At 68.6% G+C, this 20393-nt stretch carries 21 protein-coding genes and 1 tRNA gene; 5 read left to right on the top strand and 17 right to left on the bottom strand.

Annotated elements, in window-relative coordinates:
* Positions 1–7: 7 nt before the first annotated feature.
* Both ITJ43_RS14130 and ITJ43_RS14125 read left to right on the top strand, forming a co-directional pair.
* Entirely contained in the window at positions 8–997 is a 990-nt protein-coding gene (locus tag ITJ43_RS14130; RefSeq protein ID WP_323741243.1) for a HAMP domain-containing sensor histidine kinase, read from the top strand.
* A complete protein-coding gene (locus ITJ43_RS14125) occupies positions 994–1650 on the top strand; it encodes a response regulator transcription factor (protein WP_194584481.1) in 657 nt (218 codons plus the stop codon). Before ITJ43_RS14130 ends, ITJ43_RS14125 begins: the two co-directional genes overlap by 4 nt.
* A 22-nt stretch (positions 1651–1672) precedes the next feature.
* Here the strand turns inward: ITJ43_RS14125 and ITJ43_RS14120 are convergent, their stop codons facing one another.
* The 3 genes from ITJ43_RS14120 to ITJ43_RS14110 form a co-directional block, all read right to left on the bottom strand.
* Positions 1673–3028: a PhoH family protein gene (locus ITJ43_RS14120; protein WP_194584480.1), complete on the bottom strand. Its 1356-nt coding sequence runs from the start codon at positions 3026–3028 to the stop codon at positions 1673–1675.
* 177 nt (positions 3029–3205) lie between these two features.
* Positions 3206–4378 (bottom strand): aminotransferase class V-fold PLP-dependent enzyme, encoded by a 1173-nt coding sequence (locus ITJ43_RS14115; RefSeq protein WP_194584479.1) that lies wholly within the window; start codon positions 4376–4378, stop codon positions 3206–3208.
* Between the two features lie 53 nt (positions 4379–4431).
* Positions 4432–5217, bottom strand: coding sequence for an isoprenyl transferase (locus ITJ43_RS14110; protein ID WP_194584478.1), 786 nt, complete (start codon positions 5215–5217; stop codon positions 4432–4434).
* 121 nt (positions 5218–5338) lie between these two features.
* Here ITJ43_RS14110 and trhA point away from each other — a divergent pair, with 121 nt between their 5' ends.
* Complete coding sequence (gene trhA, locus ITJ43_RS14105) at positions 5339–6043, top strand: PAQR family membrane homeostasis protein TrhA (RefSeq protein ID WP_194584512.1); 705 nt, start codon at positions 5339–5341, stop codon at positions 6041–6043.
* A gap of 28 nt (positions 6044–6071) precedes the next feature.
* On the opposite strand, the gene ITJ43_RS14100 is transcribed toward trhA, so the two are convergent.
* Entirely contained in the window at positions 6072–6386 is a 315-nt protein-coding gene (locus tag ITJ43_RS14100) for a hypothetical protein (RefSeq protein WP_194584477.1), read from the bottom strand.
* A gap of 64 nt (positions 6387–6450) precedes the next feature.
* Between ITJ43_RS14100 and ITJ43_RS14095 the strand changes: the two genes are divergently transcribed.
* Positions 6451–6855: a DUF4307 domain-containing protein gene (locus ITJ43_RS14095; protein ID WP_194584476.1), complete on the top strand. Its 405-nt coding sequence runs from the start codon at positions 6451–6453 to the stop codon at positions 6853–6855.
* Positions 6856–6976: 121 nt separating this feature from the next.
* Positions 6977–7465, top strand: a complete 489-nt coding sequence (greA, locus tag ITJ43_RS14090; protein WP_194584475.1) for a transcription elongation factor GreA — start codon at positions 6977–6979, stop codon at positions 7463–7465.
* 61 nt (positions 7466–7526) lie between these two features.
* Here greA and ilvA read toward each other — a convergent pair whose 3' ends face one another.
* The 13 genes from ilvA to ITJ43_RS14025 all read right to left on the bottom strand — a co-directional run bounded on the left by ilvA (position 7527) and on the right by ITJ43_RS14025 (position 20365).
* Positions 7527–8753 (bottom strand): threonine ammonia-lyase, encoded by a 1227-nt coding sequence (gene ilvA, locus ITJ43_RS14085; protein WP_194584474.1) that lies wholly within the window; start codon positions 8751–8753, stop codon positions 7527–7529.
* On the bottom strand, positions 8750–9946 hold the full coding sequence (locus tag ITJ43_RS14080; RefSeq protein ID WP_194584473.1) for an AI-2E family transporter: 1197 nt from the start codon (positions 9944–9946) through the stop codon (positions 8750–8752). The genes ilvA and ITJ43_RS14080 overlap by 4 nt, the downstream gene beginning before the upstream one ends.
* 16 nt (positions 9947–9962) lie before the next feature.
* Positions 9963–10850, bottom strand: coding sequence for a M48 family metalloprotease (locus tag ITJ43_RS14075; protein ID WP_194584511.1), 888 nt, complete (start codon positions 10848–10850; stop codon positions 9963–9965).
* Positions 10851–10863: 13 nt separating this feature from the next.
* On the bottom strand, positions 10864–11430 hold the full coding sequence (locus tag ITJ43_RS14070; RefSeq protein WP_194584472.1) for a LemA family protein: 567 nt from the start codon (positions 11428–11430) through the stop codon (positions 10864–10866).
* Positions 11431–11536: 106 nt separating this feature from the next.
* On the bottom strand, positions 11537–12850 hold the full coding sequence (locus tag ITJ43_RS14065) for a D-arabinono-1,4-lactone oxidase (protein WP_194584471.1): 1314 nt from the start codon (positions 12848–12850) through the stop codon (positions 11537–11539).
* A complete protein-coding gene (locus ITJ43_RS14060; RefSeq protein WP_194584470.1) occupies positions 12847–14079 on the bottom strand; it encodes an alanine racemase in 1233 nt (410 codons plus the stop codon). Before ITJ43_RS14060 ends, ITJ43_RS14065 begins: the two co-directional genes overlap by 4 nt.
* A 133-nt stretch (positions 14080–14212) precedes the next feature.
* Positions 14213–14285, bottom strand: a tRNA-Leu gene (locus tag ITJ43_RS14055).
* A 37-nt stretch (positions 14286–14322) separates the two neighbouring features.
* The gene (locus tag ITJ43_RS14050) at positions 14323–15831 is read right to left on the bottom strand and encodes an NAD(P)/FAD-dependent oxidoreductase (protein WP_194584469.1); all 1509 of its coding nucleotides are present in this window, start codon (positions 15829–15831) and stop codon (positions 14323–14325) included.
* A 20-nt stretch (positions 15832–15851) separates the two neighbouring features.
* The gene (locus ITJ43_RS14045) at positions 15852–17162 is read right to left on the bottom strand and encodes a S8 family serine peptidase (RefSeq protein WP_323741242.1); all 1311 of its coding nucleotides are present in this window, start codon (positions 17160–17162) and stop codon (positions 15852–15854) included.
* The gene (locus tag ITJ43_RS14040) at positions 17159–17629 is read right to left on the bottom strand and encodes a DUF501 domain-containing protein (protein WP_194584510.1); all 471 of its coding nucleotides are present in this window, start codon (positions 17627–17629) and stop codon (positions 17159–17161) included. Before ITJ43_RS14040 ends, ITJ43_RS14045 begins: the two co-directional genes overlap by 4 nt.
* Before the next feature lie 86 nt (positions 17630–17715).
* Complete coding sequence (locus ITJ43_RS14035; RefSeq protein ID WP_194584467.1) at positions 17716–18222, bottom strand: FtsB family cell division protein; 507 nt, start codon at positions 18220–18222, stop codon at positions 17716–17718.
* 84 nt (positions 18223–18306) lie between these two features.
* On the bottom strand, positions 18307–19587 hold the full coding sequence (eno, locus tag ITJ43_RS14030; RefSeq protein WP_194584466.1) for a phosphopyruvate hydratase: 1281 nt from the start codon (positions 19585–19587) through the stop codon (positions 18307–18309).
* 109 nt (positions 19588–19696) lie between these two features.
* The gene (locus tag ITJ43_RS14025; RefSeq protein ID WP_194584465.1) at positions 19697–20365 is read right to left on the bottom strand and encodes an O-methyltransferase; all 669 of its coding nucleotides are present in this window, start codon (positions 20363–20365) and stop codon (positions 19697–19699) included.
* Between the last annotated feature and the right edge of the window lie 28 nt (positions 20366–20393).

The raw sequence follows: 20393 nt of genomic DNA, 5'->3' as shown, positions 1-20393 counted from the left end.
TCATCACGTGAACCGCGCCGCTCGCCTCGTCCCGACGAGTCGTCGTGCGCGCACGCTGGCGGTGATCCTCGCCGTCGTGGCGGCCGGTTTCGCTTTCACCGGGCTCGCTCTGCTCGTGCTGCATGCGGTGACCGGAGCGGAGACCACCTGGAGCGCCGTCGGTGTCTTCGCCGCTGCCGGCGCGTTGACGCTGGCGGTAACGACCGTCGTCGGATGGTTTCTGATCGATGACCCGGCATCGCCCGGGCCACCCGAGGGCCTGGACACTCCGGACGCCCTGTTCGACGCCCAGCGCCGGCTGCTCGATGACGTGCGCCACGAACTGAAGACGCCGATCACGATCGTGCGGGGTCACCTCGAACTCATGGACCCCGAGGATCCCGTCGACGTGGGAGCGACGCGCGCCTTGGGAATCGCCGAGCTTGATCGGATGACCCGACTCATCGGCGACATCGACCTGCTCGCCGCTGCGGAGAGCGACAACTTCACCATGGGCGACGTCGACCTCGCCGCTCTCACCCAGCGGGTCTCCGAGCTGGTCACGGTCATCGGCGGCCACGGCTGGAGCCTGGAGCAAGAGGCTTCCGGCATCATCCACGGCGATCACGACCGGCTGCTCCAGGCGTGGCTGCAGCTGGCGGACAACGCCGCGAAGTACACCCCGTCCGACTCGCCCATCGAGATCGGTAGCGCCGTGCATCCCTCGGGTGCTCAGCTCTGGGTCCGTGACCACGGAGCCGGCATCGCCCCCGCCGTGCGCCATCGCATCTTTCGACGCTTCGACCGCGGCACCGGAAAGCGCTCGGTCGGCGGTTCGGGGCTGGGCTTGGCGATCGTCGATGCGATCGCCAAGGCGCACGGCGGTCATTGCGTCGTCGCCGACACCCCGGGCGGCGGCGCGACGTTCACCATTGAAATCCCCATCGGCACACAGGCGACCCTCCCGACGCCTGTGCGTGCGGGGGACGTCGTCCAACAACGGGAGGCTTCCGGATGACTCGCATCCTCATCATCGATGATGAACCGCACATCGTGGCGATGGTCACACGCGCGCTGACGGCCGAGGGCTACGAGTGCGTTGCGTCTGACGACGGGCCCGCCGGGCTCGACCGCGCGCGTCAGGGCGACATCGACCTCGTGATCCTCGACGTCGGCCTTCCCACGATGGACGGATTCGAGGTGCTCCGGCATCTGCGCTCCGACGGAGCCTCGGTCCCGGTCATCATGCTCACGGCACGCAGTTCGGCGCGCGACGCCGTCGACGGACTGGATGCCGGTGCCAGCGACTACGTCCCGAAGCCGTTCTCGTTGGCCGAGCTGATGGCACGCGTGCGCTCACGACTGCGTGAGCGCACCGGCACGATCACCATGGTGCTGACGCAGGGGGATGTCACGTTGGATCTCCTCGCGCGGCGCACCACCGTCGCCGGACGCGATGTCGACCTGTCGGCGCGCGAGTTCGCCCTCGCCGAGCAGTTCTTGCGCCATCCCGGTGCGGTGCTGACCCGCGAAACACTCCTCAGCCGCATCTGGGGCCTCGATTTCGACCCGGGCTCGAATGTCGTCGACGTGTACGTGCGCTACTTGCGCGCCAAGCTCGGCGCCGACCACATCACGACCGTGCGTGGCGAGGGCTACCGCTGGGAGTAGCCCTCGCCACGCACCGTGACGATCAGCTGAGTTCGCCCTGCTCCAGCAGGTCGGTGACAAGCGCGGCGATCGCGGAGCGCTCGGAACGCACGAGCGTCACGTGCCCGAACAGGCCGTGTCCCTTGAGCGTCTCGATGACCGAAGCGATGCCGTCGTGGCGGCCGACGCGCAGGTTGTCGCGCTGGCCGACATCGTGGGTGAGCACGACCCGGGAGTTCTGCCCGATCCGGCTCAGGACGGTGAGCAGCACGTTGCGCTCGAGCGACTGGGCTTCGTCGACGATCACGAACGCGTCGTGCAGCGAACGTCCGCGGATGTGGGTCAGGGGCATGACTTCCAGCATCCCGCGGTCGACGACCTCTTCCAGCACGTTCCCGGTGACCACGGAGCCGAGGGTGTCGAACACCGCCTGACCCCAGGGGTTCATCTTCTCGGCCTGGTCTCCCGGCAGGTAGCCCAGTTCCTGCCCGCCCACCGCGAAGAGCGGACGGAACACGATGATCTTCTTCTGCTGCTGCCGCTCCAGCACGGCTTCGAGTCCGGCGCAGAGGGCCAAAGCCGACTTTCCGGTGCCGGCTCGACCACCCAGCGACACGATGCCGACGTCGGGGTCGAGCAGCAGGTCGATCGCGATGCGCTGCTCGGCGCTGCGTCCGTGCAGCCCGAACACGTCGCGGTCTCCCCGCACGAGGCGGTAGCTGCCGTCGCCAGTCACCCGACCGAGAGCCGAGCCACGCTCGGAGTGAATGACCAGGCCGGTGTTCAGGGGAAAGCCGCGCACCTCGTCGCTGGTGGCGACTTCTGTCTCGTAGAGGTCGCTGATGTCATCACCCGATACGGAGATGTCGGCAATGCCGGTCCAGCCGCTGTCGACCGCCTGCTCGGCCAAGTATTCTTCGGCCGGGATGCCGAGTGAGGCCGCCTTCACACGCATCGGGAGGTCTTTGGAGACCACCGTCACCTCCTGGCCCTCCTGGGCGAGGTGCATCGCCACCGCGAGGATGCGGGTGTCGTTGTCGCCCAGGCGCATACCTGCGGGAAGGATCGAGGAGTCGGTGTTGGTCAGCTCGACGCGCAACGTGCCGCCCTCGCCGACGGGCACCGGAAAGTCGAGGCGGCCGTGCTCGACGCGCAGTTCGTCGAGGTGGCGCAGCGCCTGTCGGGCGAAGTAGCCGATCTCCGGATCGTGGCGCTTGCCCTCCAACTCGGTGACGACGACGACGGGTACGACGACGGAATGCTCCGCGAACCGGAAGAATGCCCGCGGATCGCTCAACAGGACAGAAGTATCGAGGACGTAGGTGCGCAGATCGGTGTCTGCGGCGTCATCGGTCTCGTCGTCGATGTGTCGCTGCTGCAGTGAAGCCCGTGTGATCACAACTCACTCCCGCCCCGGGTGCAACACCCGGCAGTTTCGAGTCGACCGTGGCCACGAGTCGTGAAAAGGCCGACTCGACCGGGCGCCGTGCCCGATGTGATGAACGTACGGCGACGAGGCGCCTCGCGTCATCCACGACACGCCGCTCGCAGGTGACCAACGTGTTAACTCGGTGCGTCACGCCTCGATCGCGTCGGGAAGCGTGAGGCCCCCTGGTGCGACGTCGATCACCACGCGTGTGGTGCCCACCTCGGCCAGCGCGTCGCCGAGCAGGCGCAGGGTGTCGGCGCCAGTGCCCGCGTGGGCGGCGACACGGATCGTCGCACCCCGAGCAGTGATAGTGACCCCGTGGTTGGCTAGGGCGGCCGAGAGTGGCGCGGCATCGTGGGGGGCGGGCTGCAGTGTCACGATGCCGGCATGCCGGTCGCGCGGAGTCAGGATCGGGACCCCGTAGCGATCGGCGAGGTCCATCACGGCCTGCGCGCGCGAGCGCACCTCGCCCGCGATCTCGGGGATGCCGGCATCCGTCATCTCGCGCAGCGCGACTGCCAGACGGCCCGCGGCCAGCGGATCCGTCGGCGCCACCTGATAGGCCGCGGCGCTCGACAGCGGCGCCGGAACGCCGAGGCTGGATGCATCGCCCTGCATCCCGGAGATTCCCGAGAGGACCGGCTGTATGCGCTCGCGGGCACGATCGGAGAAGCGGGCGAAACCGGTGCCGCGCCCCGCACGGAGCCACTTGTACCCGTTGCCGCACACGACGTCGGCGGCAGACCAATCCACGTCGGTCACGCCGAACGCCTGGATGGCGTCGACGATCAGAAGTCGGTCGCCGATCAGCTCGCGGATCGCGGCGAGATCGGCGAGAGCCCCGGTGCGGAAATCGACGAGACTCACCCCGACAGCCGTCACGTCGTCATCGAGGGCGTCGGCGACCGCATCCGCCGTGACGATGCCGTCAGGCGGGTCGATCTCGCGCACAGTGAGGCGCCCGCGCGAGTCGTGGGCACGGCGCGCGGTGACACGCAGCGCCGGGAAGTCCTGCGCGGAGACGATCACGGTTCCGGCCAACCCGTGCATCGCGTGCATCAGTCCCTGGGTCGTCGAGGGCTGCATCACCACGTCGTCGACCGAACACGCCAGGATGCCGGCGATCAACTCGCGCGCCTCGCCCACCCGCGAGGCCACCAGGTCGATTCCCGAGCGGCGACCACTGCCGAGCAGTTCGGCGTCGGCGAGCATCTCCGCCCGCACGGCCGGGGAGAGCGGCCCGAATGCGGCCCAATCGAGGTAGCCCTCCACGCCGTCGAAGGACTCGAGATAGGGCGCCAGATCGTTCACGTCTGCCATTGTCCCATGCGCCCACGGGCGCAGCCGGGGCCGTCGCGCGCCGCCGACAGTCCTCAGCCGCCGTAGCGCCGATCTCGCGTCGCGTAGTCGCGGATCGCCCTCAGGAAATCGACCTCGCGCAGATCCGGCCCGAGGGCCTCGACGAAGTAGAACTCGGAATGTGCGGACTGCCAGAGCAAGAAGTCGCTGAGCCGCTGCTCGCCCGAGGTGCGGATGACGAGGTCGGGGTCGACCTGACCGCCGGTGTAGAGATGCTCGCCGATCTGCTCTGGTGTGAGGCTCGCGGCAAGCTCTTCGAGCGAGCCTCCGCTCTCGTCGTGCTTGGCGATGATGCTGCGCACCGCGTCGACGATCTCGCCGCGCCCGCCGTAGCCGACGGCCAGGTTGACGTGGAGCCCGGTATTTCCGGCGGTGCGTTCCTCTGCCGTGCGAAGCACGCGGGCGAGGTCGGCCGGGAGTATCTCCGCCCGCCCCACGTGCTGCACGCGCCAGCCCGGCTCGCGGGAGAGCTCGTCGGCCAGTTCGGCGATGATCTCGAGGAGATCGGCGAGTTCCTGTGAGTCACGCTTGGTGAGATTGTCGGTCGAGAGCAGATACAGCGACACGACACGGATGCCGAGGTCATCGCACCACCGCAAGAACTCATGCATCTTCGCCGCCCCGGCGCGATGCCCGTGCGCCACAGTCGCGAAGCCCGCCTGGCGTGCCCACCGGCGGTTGCCGTCGATCATCATCGCGACATGGTGTGGCACGGTCTCAGGCGTCAACTCGCGACGCAGCCGCGAACTGTAGAGGCGATAGAGGAAGCCGCGCCCCTCGCTCGAACCGGTGGGTGTCACGCCCCCTACGCTACCGCGCGGGCTGGCCCGATCTCGCGCGAACGCTATGTGCGTGGCGCGGAATGCACAGGCGCGTAGGCTCTGTGACGTGACCCGACACCCAGGTTCCGAGGGCACCGAGATGCCCCAGCTCCCCCTCATCGAAGCGGCATCTGCCAGCTCTCAGGACGAGTTGAAGCCGACGTGGCGCGGATGGATCCACGCGGGGACGTTCCCCGTCGCGCTCGTCGCCGGAACCGTGCTCATCGTCGCAGCTCATGGCGCGCCGGCGAAGTGGGCGGCAGCCGTGTTCATGGCGACCTCGTTGCTGCTGTTCGGCAACTCCGCGCTGTATCACCGGTTCACCTGGACGCCGACGACCAAGGCGGTGCTCAAGCGCATCGACCACGCGAACATCCTGCTGCTGATCGCGGGCACCTACACACCGATCGCGGTGCTGGCGCTGGAACCGGGCAAGGGGACTCTGCTGCTCGTGCTGGTGTGGTCGGGAGCACTGCTGGGCATCCTGTTCCGCGTGTTCTGGATCAACGCGCCGCGATGGCTCTACGTCGCGCTCTATCTCCTGCTCGGCTGGGCCGCGGTCATGTACCTTGTCGACCTGCTGCAGGTGAACGTCGCGATGATGATCCTGGTCATCGTCGGCGGCCTGCTGTACACGGGCGGGGCTATCGTCTACGCGCTGAAGAAGCCCAACCCGTGGCCGGGGCACTTCGGCTTCCACGAGATCTTCCACGTGTGCACGGTGCTCGCGTTCCTGTGCCACTGGACGGCGTGCCTGCTTATCGCACTGCACCCACTGGTGCCGTCGCTGGGCGCGTCCGGCTGAGCCACTCCGTCACGGCGATGGGGCGCTGCTAGCGCGTCGCGCGGTCGATGTCCTGATCGTCGGTGTCGCTCGCCTCGACGGCGGCGGACGCCTGCTCCTCGGCCACCGCAGCGGCGTCGGCCTGCTGCTGCGCGTCGAGTTCTTCGGCGATCTCGGATCGATACCCCGCGCGACGGATGCGGCGGAGCATGTCGATGAGGAGGAAGATCACCGCCACGGCCAGCACGGCGATGCCGACGAAGCCCGCGAACCCGGGGGTGACGGCATCCGGGTTGACCGTCATCGTCGGGGTGGGTGTCGCCTCGGCGGCGACGCTCGCGAGTGCGACCGTCAGTGCGTGCATCGTTCCTCTGTTCCGCGCGGAGCGCCTAGCCTGGAAGTACCAGCCTAGAACCTCGGGAAGTGTCATGACCGCGATGCGCACGCAGCAGGAACTCGACGATCGCTACGGACGTCGCCGCGGCCTCCGTGGACGCCGTGCTGCGGTGATCGGCATCGGTCTCGTGGCCGTCGCCGCCGTCGGCTACCTGGGCTGGTCGACCTATGCGCAGGCCGCGCAGTCCGTCGACATCGACGTGCTCGGCTTCCACCTCACCGACGCGCGCAGCGTCACCGTCGACTTCCAGCTGACGCTGGCGCCGAGCTCGGCGGTCGACTGTGTCATCGAGGCACAGGACACCGATCACGGCATCGTGGGCTGGAAGGTCGTGTCGTACCCGGCCGACCCCGCCCACAGCCGAACCTTCTCCGAGGTCGTGCCAACGACCGCCGAGGCGACGACCGGTTTGGTCCCGTCATGCTGGATCCCGTAGGCTGATTCGACATACGCGCCCCGGCAGCAGCCGGGGCGTTTGGCTTAGCCCGGCGCGGGCAGGGTGTCGCATCGACGCCATCGCGACCGGACTCTCCGATTCCGATCGACAAGGAGACGACGTGCCCGAGAACACGGAGACCTTCCTCACCCAGGACGCCTACGACCGGCTCGCGGCCGAGCTCGAGCACCTGTCGACCACGGGTCGCGAAGAGATCGCGAAGCGCATCGAAGCCGCACGCGAAGAGGGCGACCTCAAGGAGAACGGCGGCTATCACGCCGCGAAGGATGAGCAGGGCAAGCAGGAAGCGCGCATCCGCACCCTGCAATCGCTGCTGAAGGATGCTGTCGTCGGTGAAGCACCGGAGTCGGACGGCACCGTCAAGGGCGGAACCGTCGTCACGGCGATCGTCGCCGGAGGCGAAGAGGTATTCCTGCTCGGCAGCCGCGAGATCGCCGCCGGGTCCGAACTCGACGTCTACAGCGAGGCCTCGCCACTGGGCGCGGCCATCCTGGGCCTCGCCGAAGGCGAGAAGACCTCGTACACCGCTCCGAACGGCCGCGAGATCGCCGTCGAGATCGTCAAGGTCGAGACCTACAACGGTCAGTGACCGGATGCGGCGAGCCGCAGCATCCTGACCACTCCCCCTCGTCGCTCTTCGTCCGCCGAGTTCAGTCGCGTGCGAGGCGCGGGTGGAAGCCGGCCTCCTCGAGCACGGTGATGACGTGTGCGCGGTGTTCCGCGCCGCGCGTCTCGACGCTGAGCTGCAGGACCACCTCGCTGATCTGCAAGCCCTGACCGTGGCGGGTGTGCAGCACCTCGATGACGTTGGCTCCCGCGATCGCGAGCAGCTCCGACACCCGCGCCAACTGTCCGGGCCGATCGGGCAGCGGGATCTCGAGGGTCATGTAGCGCCCAGATGCCGCGAGCCCGTGCGCGACGACGCGCTGCAGCAGCAGCGGATCGATGTTGCCCCCGGAGAGGATGACCGCGGTCGCGCCCGTCGGCGCCACCTTGCCGGAGAGGATCGCCGCCACTCCAACCGCCCCCGCCGGTTCCACCACCTGCTTGGCCCGCTCCAAGAGCACGAGCAGCGCCCGCGCGATGTCGTCGTCGCTGACGGTGACGACCTCGTCGACGAGCTCGCTGATGACCTCGAACGGCGCGTCGCCCGGACGCGCCACGGCGATGCCGTCGGCGATCGTCGGGGTGGTCGCGACCGTGAGAGGCTCGCCGGCCGCGAGAGAAGCAGGATAGGCCGCGGAGTTCTCAGCCTGCACACCGACGATGCGCACCGTGCGGCCGTGAAGGGCCGCCCGCGCCTTCACCGCGGCGGCGACCCCGGCGATGAGACCGCCTCCCCCGATGCCGACGATGACGGTGTCGAGGTCCGGCACGGCATCCCACACCTCGAGCCCGAGCGTTCCCTGTCCGACGATGACGTCGCGATGGTCGAACGGGTGGATGAGCACCGCGCCGGTGCGCTCAGCGTACTCGGCGGCCAGGCGGAGCGGCGTCTCGACGGTGGCTCCCTCCAAGATCACCTCGGCACCGTAGCCCCTCGTTGCCAGCAGCTTGGGCACGGGCACACCGAGAGGCATGAAGATCGTCGCGTGGATGCCGAGCTTCTGCGCTGCGAGGGCGACACCCTGAGCGTGGTTTCCCGCCGACGCGGCCACCACACCACGAGCCCGCTCTTCGGCGCTCAGTCGGGACAGCCGATAGGTGGCACCCCGGATCTTGAACGAGCCCGTGCGCTGCAGATTCTCGAGCTTGAGGTAGACGGGGGCACCGAGCACATCGCTCAGGTGCTCGGAGACGTCGAAGGGAGTCTTGAGGATGACATCGCGAAGGACGGCGGCGGCTCCCTCGAATTCTGCCAGGGTAGGGAGGGTCACGCGGTCTTCTTCCTGCTGCGGGGAACGGTGCTCCAGATGAGGTCGCTCTCCTCCGGTGGAGAGCCGTCGTCGCGGCGCCGGCCGAGGTACACCGCCACAACGTTGACGAACGCGGCGAGCGGTACGGCGAACAGAGCACCGGGGATGCCGGCGATCATCGCTCCCCCGGCGACGACGAGGACGACCGCGAGCGGGTGAACCTTCACTGCGGAGCCCATCAGCAGCGGCTGGAGGATATGGCCTTCGATCTGCTGCACGGCGAGAACGACCACCAGCATCCACAAGGCGATCCACGGCCCGTTGTAGACGAGCGCGAGGAAGACGGCGAGGGCGCCGGTGACAACCGCACCGACGAAGGGGACGAACGCGCCGAGGAAGACGAGCACGCCGATCGGAATGGCCAGCGGAACACCCAGGAAGAAGGCGCCAAGGGCGATGCCGGTGGCGTCGATCGTCGCGACGAGCAGCTGTGTGCGCGCATAGGTGACGACCGTTCGCCAGCCGGCGCGACCCGCCCCGTCGACCTCGCTGCGGGCGCGACGCGGGAACAGTCGCACGACCCAACGCCAGATACCCGCGCCGTCGGCGAGCGTGCACAGCAGAATGAACAGGGCCAGCACCGCGCCCGTGATGACATGGCCGACGGTGGAGCCCACCACCAGGGCGCCTGACCACAGCACTTCCACCTGCTGTTGCAGGTAGCTCCATGCCCGCGCCAGCAGATCGTCGATCTGCTCGGCGGTGAGGTGAAGCGGTCCGTCGATGAGATACTGGCGCAACTGATCGATCGCCTGCGTCGTGCGCGCCTGAACGCTCGACCACTCCCGAGTGATCTGCCAGATCGCCAGCCAGAGCAGACCGCCCACGACGGCGATCGTGCCGATCACCGATACGACGATCGCGAGCCAGCGGGGCACTCCACGGTTCAGCATCCAGCTCAGCGCGGGCCAGAGCAGAGCCGTGATCAATATCGCCACGAGCAGGGGAACGACGAGCAGCTTGAGTTGGATGACGAGCCAGATCAGGATGCCGGCAGCGACGGCGATGACCACGAAGCGCCAGGCGTAGGCCGTTGCCACGCGCAGGCCACGGGGCAAGCCGCGGTCGATATCCGAGGCCACGGTGCGCTCGCGCAGAGAGTCGAGGAACGAGCCGCGCCGCTCGGCGCCGGAAGTGTCGTCGGAGCCGCTCATCCCGCCAGTCTAGAACTCAGAACCGGCCACCCATCTCTTGAAGACGCGCAATGCGGTCAGGGATGGGCGGGTGAGTCGCGAACAGGCGCTGGACGGCGCCGGGGCGCAGCGGGTCGCTGATCCACAGGTGCGCCATCGATGTGTTCGCTTTGGCCAGAGGACGTCCGTACTCTCCGAGTTTCGCGAGCGCAGACGACAGGCCGTCGGGGTCGCGGGTCGTGAGGGCGCTGGTGGCATCGGCGAGGTACTCGCGCTGACGAGAGATGGCGGCCTGGACGACTCCGGCGAGAAGCGGAGCGACGAGAGCAGCCACCACGCCGAAGAGCAGGAAGAAGAGCTGGGACTGGTTGTTGCCGCCGCGGCGCCCTCCCCCGAAGAACGCGACCCGCAGCAGGATGTCGGCGATCAGACCGACCGCGACGACGAGCCCGAAGACGACGAGCGAGACGCGGATGTCGTAGTTGCGGATGTGGCCCAGCTCGTGGCCGAGAACGCCTTCGAGCTCGCGATCGGTCATCAGTTCGAACAGGCCCGTCGTCACAGTGATGGCGGCGCGCTCGGGTGTGCGGCCGGTGGCGAAGGCATTGGGCGCGGCATCCTCCACCACGTGGAGCGTCGGCATGGGTGTTCCGGTGCTGATGCAGAGGTTCTCGACGATTCGGAAGTAGCGCGGTGCTTCCTCCCGGGTGACTTCCTGTGCACCCGACAGCGCCAACGCCTCCCGGTCGGCGAGGAAGTACTGCAAGGTCGCGTATCCGGCGGCGCCGACCAGCACGAAAGCGGTGATCCACCAGTTGTTTCCGGCGAGCCAGCCCGCCGCAAGGCCGATCAACCCGAGGACGACGACGAACCCGGCCAGGATCAGCCAGGTGTTGCGCTTGTTGCGTGCGATCGCGGAATACATGCCGCGCTTGCGCTCAGAACTGGATGCGCGGAGGCTCGGCGATCGCCGCACCGTCGACGACTTCGAAGAACTCACGTTCGTGGAAGCCGAGGTTGCGCGCGAACATGTTGTTCGGGAAGACCTTGATCTTGGTGTTCAGTTCGCGGACGCCGCCGTTGTAGAACCGCCGCGACGCCTGGATCTTGTCCTCGGTGTCGACGATCGACTGCTGCAGCTGGAGGAAGTTCTGGCTCGCCTGCAACTGCGGATAGGCCTCTGCGACGGCGAACAGCGACTTCAGCGCCTGCTGCATGTGCCCCTCGGCCACGCCCGCTTCCGCCGGCGAGCCCGCCGTGAGCGTCTCAGCTCGGGCGCGCGTGACGTTCTCGAACACTGCCTTCTCGTGCGCCGCGTAGCCCTTGACGGTTTCGATGAGGTTCGGCAACAGATCGGCACGACGCTTGAGTTGTACGGTGATGTCGCTCCACGCCTCATCGACGCGCACGCCGAGCGCGACGAGCGAGTTGTACGTCGCCCACAGATAGACACCGGCGACCACCACCAGAGCGACGACGATCAGAACCGGGATCAGCCATTCCATACAACTCCCATCGACTGAGGATCATCCTATCGGCGGGGCCGCTCCGTTCACCGAGCCGAGAGCGCACTCTCAGCCGTTCCCCATCCATCGTCCTCGCCCGTGCGGCCTACGCACCCAGGATGCGATCGAGATAGCTGTTGCGGAACATGCGAGTGGGATCGAGACGATCGCGAAGCGCGACGAAGTCGTCGAAGCGAGGGTAGCGATGCCGCAATACCGAGGCATCCAGGGTGTGCAGCTTTCCCCAATGCGGGCGGCCTTCGTGCGCGAGCATGATCTCCTCGACCGCCCCGAAGTAGTCGCGGTGATCCGCACGCCAATAGCGATGCACCGCGATGTACCCGCTGTCGCGGCCGTGGGCCGTCGAGAGCCACCGGTCGTCGCCGGCCGCCACCCGCACCTCGATCGGGAACTCGATTCGCCACTGACGCTCATCGACGAGGTCTTGGACGGCGCGGAACGCCTCGGTCAGGCGCCCCAGCGGCACGGCGTACTCCATCTCCCGAAACCGCACGCCGCGACTCGTGGCGAACACACGGTGCGAAGCGTCGGAGAACTCGCGGTCGCCCCACACTCGCGCCGACAGCCGGTTGATCCCGGGCACGAGCGCAGGCGCCGCACGGCCAGCACTGCAGACGATCTGGTGCACGCCGTTGCCGATGATGAGGTCGTCGACCAGTCTCGCTGCCGATGAGAGCGGCGAGGTCGGCGCGTCGGCGGCCCGCCGCGTGTTGGTCTTCGTCAGCGCCACGTCGGTGTGCGGGAACCAGTAGAACTCGAAGTGGTCGGCATCCTCCGCACGAGCGACGAGGCTGTCGACCACGCCGTCCAGCGCTTCCGGCCGTTCCTGGGCGTGCAGCGTGAACGCCGGGACGCACTGGAGTGTGACGTCGACGAGGATGCCGAGCGCGCCGAGGCCGAGTGCCACCGCTGGCAACAAGTCGGGCTCGTTGTCGTCATCGACCGTCAGCACCTGCGCGTCCGCAGTGATGAGCGTTGCGGCGACCACCTGCGTGGCCAGTCCGCCGAATCGCAGCCCCGTGCCGTGGGTTCCGGTGGACAGCGCGCCGGCGATCGACTGGCGATCGATGTCACCGAGATTGGCCATCGCCAGGCCGTACGGAGCCAGGAGCGCGGGCACGCGGTACAGCCGCGTTCCGGCGAGAAGCCGAGCACGACCGCGCTCTCGATCGACCGAGACCAGGCCGGACAGCTCGCTGAGCTCGAGCAGGGTGCCGGGCGCGGCGGCGATCCCCGTGAAGCTGTGACCGGAGCCCACCGCCTTGACCGCGCGGCCACGTGACGCGGCCGCGCGCACCGAGCGCCGCACCGCCTCGACGGTCGTCGGATACTCGACGACCTGTGGTCGGATCTTCTCGGTACGCGCCCAGTTCTGCCATACGCCGCCGGGGCGCGTCACAGGAAGTTCTTCCCTTCGCCGCGATACGTCGGCGCCTCACCGACCAGCCGATCACCGATCGTCAGGTGATACCTGTCGACCCGTTCGGCCAGTTCACCGCTCTTCGCGTGGCGGAACCAGACACGGTCTCCCACCGAAAGCCGACGCGCAGCGTCACCCTGCAACGGCGTCTGCACCTCTCCCGCACCTTCTCGTCCCAGCGTCTTCAATCCCGGTGGCCACACCGGCAGCGGCTGACGCGAGGCGACCGGGGGGCCGGAGGCGATCCAGCCGCCACCGAGCACGACGGCGATATCGTCGGTCGGCCGGCGCACGACCTCCAGAGCGAATGCCGCCGCCGGAGCGGGATCGAACGCGCGGTAGCCGTCGAAGAGGTGACCCGCGAGCAGACCGCTGCCGGCGGTCGTCTCCGTGACGGCCGGGTCGGCGGAGGTGTATTCGAGCGAACCGGTGCCTCCCCCGTTGACGAACTCGAGCTCGGTGAGCCCGCGCAGCACCGCGACGATGGCTCCGCGGCGGTCGACGAGTTCCTCGCGGGACCGCCCCTGCATCCACCGGATGACGGCATCACCCGAGCCCGTGTCGTCGGGCTGCCCGGCGATCTGCGCCTCGTACATCATCAGACCGACCAGGCGAAAGCCGGGGCGCGCGAGGATCGCCAGCCCCAGGCGGGCGACCTCCGCGGCGTCGTGCACCGGCGAGCGGCGCACACCGATGTGGCCGAACACAGGCGCCCGCCACGACGCATCCGCATCGATCGCGACGCGAATCGTCGCGCGAGCACGTGGCGCGGCGACGGCGTCGATCAGGTCGAGCTGCGCCGGATCATCCACCATGAGGGTGATGCGGGCCGCGGCATCCTCATGGTGCGCGAGCTGTGCGAGGGCGGCCCGATCGACCGTCGGATAGCCGAGCACAACGTCCTCGTGATCCTTGGCCAGCCAGAGCGCCTCCGGCAGCGTGAACGCCAGGATGCCGCGATACCCGGGGACGGCGAGAGTGGCGTCGAGCACCTCGCGCACGCGAATCGACTTGCTCGCCACGCGGATGGGCACTCCCGCGGAGCGGACGATGAGGTCCATCGCGTTGTACTGCAAGGCGTCGAGGTCGATGGTCGCGACCGGTCCGGAGACGTCGGCGACAGCTGCGGAGCGCGCGGCCCAGTAGGCCGCCGGATCGGACCAGGGCTGTCGCGCGCGCGGCTGCCCTTCGAGCAGATCGATCGTCATCGGGCAGGGCTCCTTCGCGCCAGAGGGCACCAGCCTAGATGACACGCGGTGCCATCGTCAGTGAAACTCAGCAAAAGCCCCCGCCGACCGGAGTCGACGGGGGCCTGATGCCTGTCGTTGCAAGGGCTTCGCGTACCCCCGGTCGGATTCGAACCGACACTGAAGCGATTTTAAGTCGCCTGCCTCTGCCATTGGGCTACGGGGGCGCGTCGGTCAGCGACCGGCACCGCCCACGCTAGCTCGTCAGCCGGCGTTCGCGGCAGCGGCGCTCTTCTTCGCCGGTGCCTTCTTCGCTGCGGGCTTGTTCTCGGCCGTCGGCTCGGCGGCGCCCGTCTTCTCCGCGGCGACCGACTTGGGGTCGATTGCGGGAGCGGCCGGCGCCTCCGCGGGAGCAGCGGGGCGCGGACGCGACGCGAACTCTTCGAAGACATAACGCGGGTTCTGCACGGTCTGCAGCGACACGTTGTCACGACGCAGCCAGAAGTTGTGCCACCAGTCACCGATCACGCGCCACTTACGCTCCCACGACGGCATCGCCAAGCCGTGGTAGCCGCGGTGTGCGCACCACGCGATGAAGCCCTTGAGCGCGATATTGCGGGACTGGAAGACACCGTTGTACAGGCCAAGGCCGGCGACGGCTCCCAGATTGTGATGGATGTACTCGCGGGGCACCTCGTCGCGCAGAACGGCGACGAGGTTCTTCGCGAGAAGCTTCGCCTGACGCACCGCGTGCTGAGCGTTGGGCACGCAGTAGCCACCCACACCCTTGCCCGTGAGGTCGGGAACGGCCGACACGTCACCGGCGGCCCAGGCGCCCTCGACGACCTCTTCGGGCGTGCCGACGCGGAGGTCGGCGCGCGTGCGGATACGGCCGCGCTCTTCGACAGGCAGGTCACCGCCGCGAACGACCGTCGGGTTGGCCATGACACCCGCGGTCCAGATGATCAGATCGGTGGGGATGACCTCGCCGGTCGAGAGCTCAACGTTGCCGTCGACGGCGCCCATGACCTGCGTGTCGAGGTGGACGTTCGCACCGCGCTTGGCGAGATCCTTCAGGACCCATTCGCTCGTCTTCAGCGAGACCTCGGGCATGATGCGGCCCATCGCCTCGATCAGGTGGAAGTGGGTGTCCTCGAAGCGCAGCTGCGGGTAGTCCTTGAGCAGCGACGACGCCAGCGCGCGCGTCTCGGCGAACACCTCGATGCCGGCAAAGCCGCCACCGACGACGACGACCGTGAGTAGACGATCGCGCTCGGGGCCGGCCGGGAGGTTCGCGGCGCGGTCGAAGTTGGTGAGGATGCGGTCGCGGACGGCGACGGCCTCTTCGATCGTCTTGAGGCCGATGGCATTCTCGGCGATGCCCGGGATCGGGAAGGTGCGGGAAACGGCGCCCGCGGTCACGACGATCTGGTCGTAGCTCTCCTGCCACGGCTCGCCCTGGGGCGGCGTGATGGTCGCCGTGCGGTTGGCGTGGTCGATCCCGGTGACCTTGGCCGTGACCACGCGGGTCTTCTTCAGGTGCCGACGCAGGCTGACGACGACGTGGCGCGCCTCGATCTCACCGGCAGCGACCTCAGGAAGGAAAGGCTGGTAGGTCATATAGGGCAGCGGGTCGACGATGGTGACCTCGGCCTCGCCCTTGCGCAGGTGCTTTTCCAGCTTCCATGCGGTGTAGAAGCCGGCGTAACCGCCGCCGACGACGAGGATCTTGGGTACGGCACGCGCGGACGTCGTGGGCGCTGTGTGAGTCACAGGTGGAAGCACTCCTTGGATCAACGGCTCGGAGGACGAGGTGCGCGCTCCGATCTGATGCGCCGGGCAGCAGCAGTGACACCGAGCGCGACCAGTATAGCCGTCAGCGTGACCCCCACGAGCGGCACCGTGCCATAGCGGAGGGTATCGGCGCTGGGAAGCAGAGGCGAACGATGCTCGAGCGTCTCCGCCTTCGGTAGCTGCGGGATGTCCACGGGCGTGGACGTCGGCGTCGGCTGAGGTCCGGCATCGGCCCGCCGGTACAGGCGCACCCAATCCGACAGACTGCCCATCGGATTGGCGTTCACGCTCGCCACTGAGGCGTTGACGGCGGCATTCGCGTCGATCAGCCCATAACCGTACTTTTCGTCCGGTACCTTCGTCGCTGCCGGAGCGCGCCGCGCCGAGGCGATGATGCGGTTGATCACGTTGTTGGCGTCGAGGTCGGGATGCGCCGACCGGATCAGTGCGGCGATGCCCGCCACGATCGGCGCGGCGCCGCTCGTCCCGTCCCACACCACGAGCTGACCGTCGGCCGAGACGCCGAGCAATTGCTCGCTCGGGGCCGATATGCCGATCGTGATGCCCTGGGTGGAGGCCTGTTCGCTGGCGACGCCCGCCCGGTTGACCCCGCCCACGGTCAGCACCCCCGGAATGGTCGCGGGCGCACCGACCTCCTCGGTGCCGCTGCCCTTGTTTCCCGCCGCGACCACGACGACGACGTCGTGATCGAACGCGTACTGGAAGGCGTCGTCCCAGGAGGGGTCCCACGTCAGCGTGTTGGTCGTGAAGGACAGGTTGATGATGTCGGCGCCGTGGTCGACGGCCCACTTCATGGCATCGGCGACCTGCTGCACGAACGGCACCGCGGATGCCGCACCGAAGCCGATCGACAGCGACAGGAGATTCGCCTCCGGGGCGACGCCGATCATGCCGGTGTCGGCACCGGTGCCCCGCGCCGCGGCGAGCGATGCGACCCAGCTGCCGTGGTTGGCATCCACCGCTCCAACCGGCGTGCGACCGTCCGACGAGCCCGCTCCGGAGAAGTCCGCACCGCCGACGACGGCTCCGGAGAACTCCACCGGAGCGCGCCCGATACCGGTGTCGATGACGGCGATCGTCGCACCCTTTCCACGGGTCGTCTGCCACGCCGCCCGCACGCCGTACTCGTCGAGCCAGTACTCCGCCGCGCGCGCCGGATCGGTGGCCGCGGGCGGAGGGGTGGCGGATGCGGCGGCTGAAGCCGGGAGAGCTGCTGCGGCCGTAGTGACGTCGACCAGCGCAACCAGAACGAGTGTCGCCGCGATCGACACGACGCGGCGAAACCTCACGCGTCGCTCCGTACGGCGACGCAGGTGCACCGCTGCGGCGACCACTCGCCACGTGCCAAGGCGAGGTCGCCGATGGGGTTGACGCCAGGCCCCGCGGCCAGGGCATGGCCGGCGAGCGCGTGCAGACACTTCACGCGTGTCGGCATCCCCCCGGCCGAAATGCCGGCGATCTCGGGCACGTCCCCGTAGACCGCGCGGTCGGCGAGGTAGGCCTCGTGCGCGGCACGATAAGAGGCCGCGACCTCGGGATCGGAGTCGAGCAGTTCGGCGAACTCGGGCATGACCTGGGTCGCTTCCAGCGCGGACATCGCCGCGGTCGCCCCGGGGTGGGTCAGGTAGTAGAACGTCGGGAAAGGGGTGCCGTCCGGCAGACGGGGTTCGGTGGCGACGACCGTGGGGTTGCCGCACACGCACCGCGCGGCGATGCCGACCACGCCGCGCATCGGTCGCCCAAGCTGGGAACGCATGACCTCGAGGTCGGCGTCGGTGGCAGGAGTCAGAACAGGGTGCGACACCCGTCCAGGGTACCGGGGTGCGCTGACCGACTGCTGGATCAGCCGGCGGGAGCGGCGGGCGGCACCGCGGCGGTCTGGGCGAGGCCCGCACCGGCGACCGAACGCACCAGCTGGGTCATCCAGTCCACGCGGGTCTCCTGCACCTGCGCGCTGACCGCACCCTGCTCTGCGGGGATCGCGGTCTTGGGCAGATCGTTGTCGACCAGGTAGACGACCTCGCCGGGGCGCACGTAGTACAGCCGCTCGCGCGCCTGCGACGTCACGTAGGCGGGGTCGTTCCAGCGGTCCTTCTGCTGCTGCAGCGACGCCACGTCGGCCTGCGAGACCTGGACGGAGTGGGTCAGCGACGAGATCTGCTGGCGCTGACCGAGGTACGTGCCGACCGTGGGAACCAGGGTGAACACCGCGAGCACCACGAGGCCGAGCATGATGACCGTGAAGGCCGAGAAGCGGATGCCGCCCGCCCACGCGCGCACGTCGACGCGCCCGCGTGGAGAACGGGAAGAGGGAGCCGGCGCAGCGCGCCCGGCTCCCTCTCTCGTCATGGGCTCCAGCCTACGTCGCGCTCACGCGCGCGTCGTGCGGCACCCCGGACAGTCGTACGATTCGCTGGCCTGAGACCGTGACCTTCAGCCCTTGAAACGGGGGAAGGCGCCGCGACCGGCGAAGACCGCGGCGTCGCCGAGCTCCTCCTCGATACGCAGCAGCTGGTTGTACTTCGCGACGCGCTCGCTGCGCGCCGGGGCACCGGTCTTGATCTGGCCGGCGTTCACGGCGACGGCGAGGTCGGCGATGGTGGTGTCCTCGGTCTCACCGGAACGGTGCGACAGCATGGAGCGGTAGCCGTTCTGGGTGGCCAGCGAGATCGCGTCGAGGGTCTCCGACAGCGTGCCGATCTGGTTCACCTTCACCAGCAGAGCGTTCGCAACACCGAGGTCGATGCCCTTCTGCAGGCGTACCGGGTTGGTGACGAACAGGTCGTCGCCCACCAGCTGGACCTTGGAACCGATCGCGTCGGTGAGGTGCTTCCACGCCTCCCAGTCGTCCTCGGCGAGGGCGTCCTCGATCGTGACGACGGGGTAGTTCGCGACGAGGTCGGCGAAGTAGTCGGTCAGCTTCTCAGCCGACCACGCCTTGCCCTCGACGGTGTAGACGCCGTCCTTGTAGAACTCGGTCGCGGCGACATCCAGGCCGACGGCGACATCCTTGCCAGGCGTGAAGCCGGCCTTCTCGATCGCCTTGATGAGGAAGTCGAGGCCCTCGCGGTTGCTGGGCAGGTCGGGGGCGAAGCCGCCCTCGTCGCCGAGGCCGGTGTTGTAGCCCGCGGCCTTCAGCTCGCCCTTGAGGACGTGGTAGACCTCGGTGCCCCAGCGCAGCGACTCGCCATAGGTCTCCGCACCGATGGGGGCGAGAAAGTACTCCTGGAAGTCGATGCCGTTGTCGGCGTGCTCGCCACCGTTGATGACGTTGAACAGCGGAACGGGCAGCACGTGCGCGTTCGGTCCGCCGAGGTAGCGGAACAGCGGCAGGTCGGCGCTGTCGGCCGCAGCCTTGGCGACGGCCAGCGAGATGCCGAGGATGGCGTTCGCACCGCAGCGCGACTTGTTCTCGGTGCCGTCGGTGGCGATCAGGATCTCGTCGATGACGCGCTGCTCGCTCGCCTCGACGCCCTCGATGGCCGGGCCGAGCTCGTCGATGACGGCATTGACGGCCTTCAGGACGCCCTTTCCGCCATAGCGGCTCTTGTCGCCGTCGCGCAGCTCGTACGCCTCGAAGGCGCCGGTGGATGCGCCGGAGGGGACGGCCGCGCGCTGGACGATGCCGTCGTCGAGCAACACCTGCACCTCGACGGTCGGGTTGCCACGCGAATCCAGGATCTCGCGTGCGCCTACAGCCTCGATCAGTGCCACAGGGGACTCCTTGCTTGTGAAGGGTGAATCTCGGAGCGTCACGGGTGTGTTCCTGCTCCGTCTTCGAGTCTAGTGACCTGGATGCCGAGGCGACGTGCCCGGTGCCGGATCAAACGACGAGCGCGAGGGCGATGCCGTCCCACCCCTTGGCATCCAGAGTCTGGAGAGCTGTCGCGGTGAACCGGGGGTCATCGCGGAGCATGCGCAGACCGGCGCGCACGCCGGCCACCTGCGTGCTGTCGTCGGCGTCATCGGCGACGCGCCCGGCGCGGACCACATTGTCGACGACGACGAGCGTGCCCGCCCGGCCGAGCCTTGCGGCCCAGTCGAGGTAGAGGGTGTTCGACTCCTTGTCGGCGTCGATGAAAACGAGGTCGAAGGGCTCCTCGTCCACGAGCGTCGGGAGCACGTCGGCTCCGCGGCCGACCCGGATGTCCACCCGCTCCCCCACACCCGCGCGGTCGATGCTCGTGCGCGCCACCTCGGCGTGGCGCGGTTCCGCCTCGATCGTCACGACGCGACCGCCGTCGGGGATGCCGCGCGCGAGCCAGATCGTGGAGTAGCCGCCGAGCGTGCCGATCTCCAGCACACGACGGGCGCCGCAGATGCGCGCGAGCAACCAGAGCAGCTTGCCGCTCGTGGGGGCGACTTCGATGTCGGGCAGGCCCCCCGCCCGCTGATGTGCGACGGCGGCGTCGAGAGCAGCATCCGAGCCGACGAGCATCTCGACGAGGTAGCGGTCGACGGCGTGGGCCGCCGCGAGTGGGACGTCGGTCATGCCCCCAGCAAACTCGCTCGGCGCGACC

It is taken from the genome of Microbacterium sp. VKM Ac-2870, from assembly GCF_015350795.1.
Lineage (GTDB): Bacteria > Actinomycetota > Actinomycetes > Actinomycetales > Microbacteriaceae > Microbacterium.
This window is presented reverse-complemented; position numbering and strand designations above follow the sequence as displayed.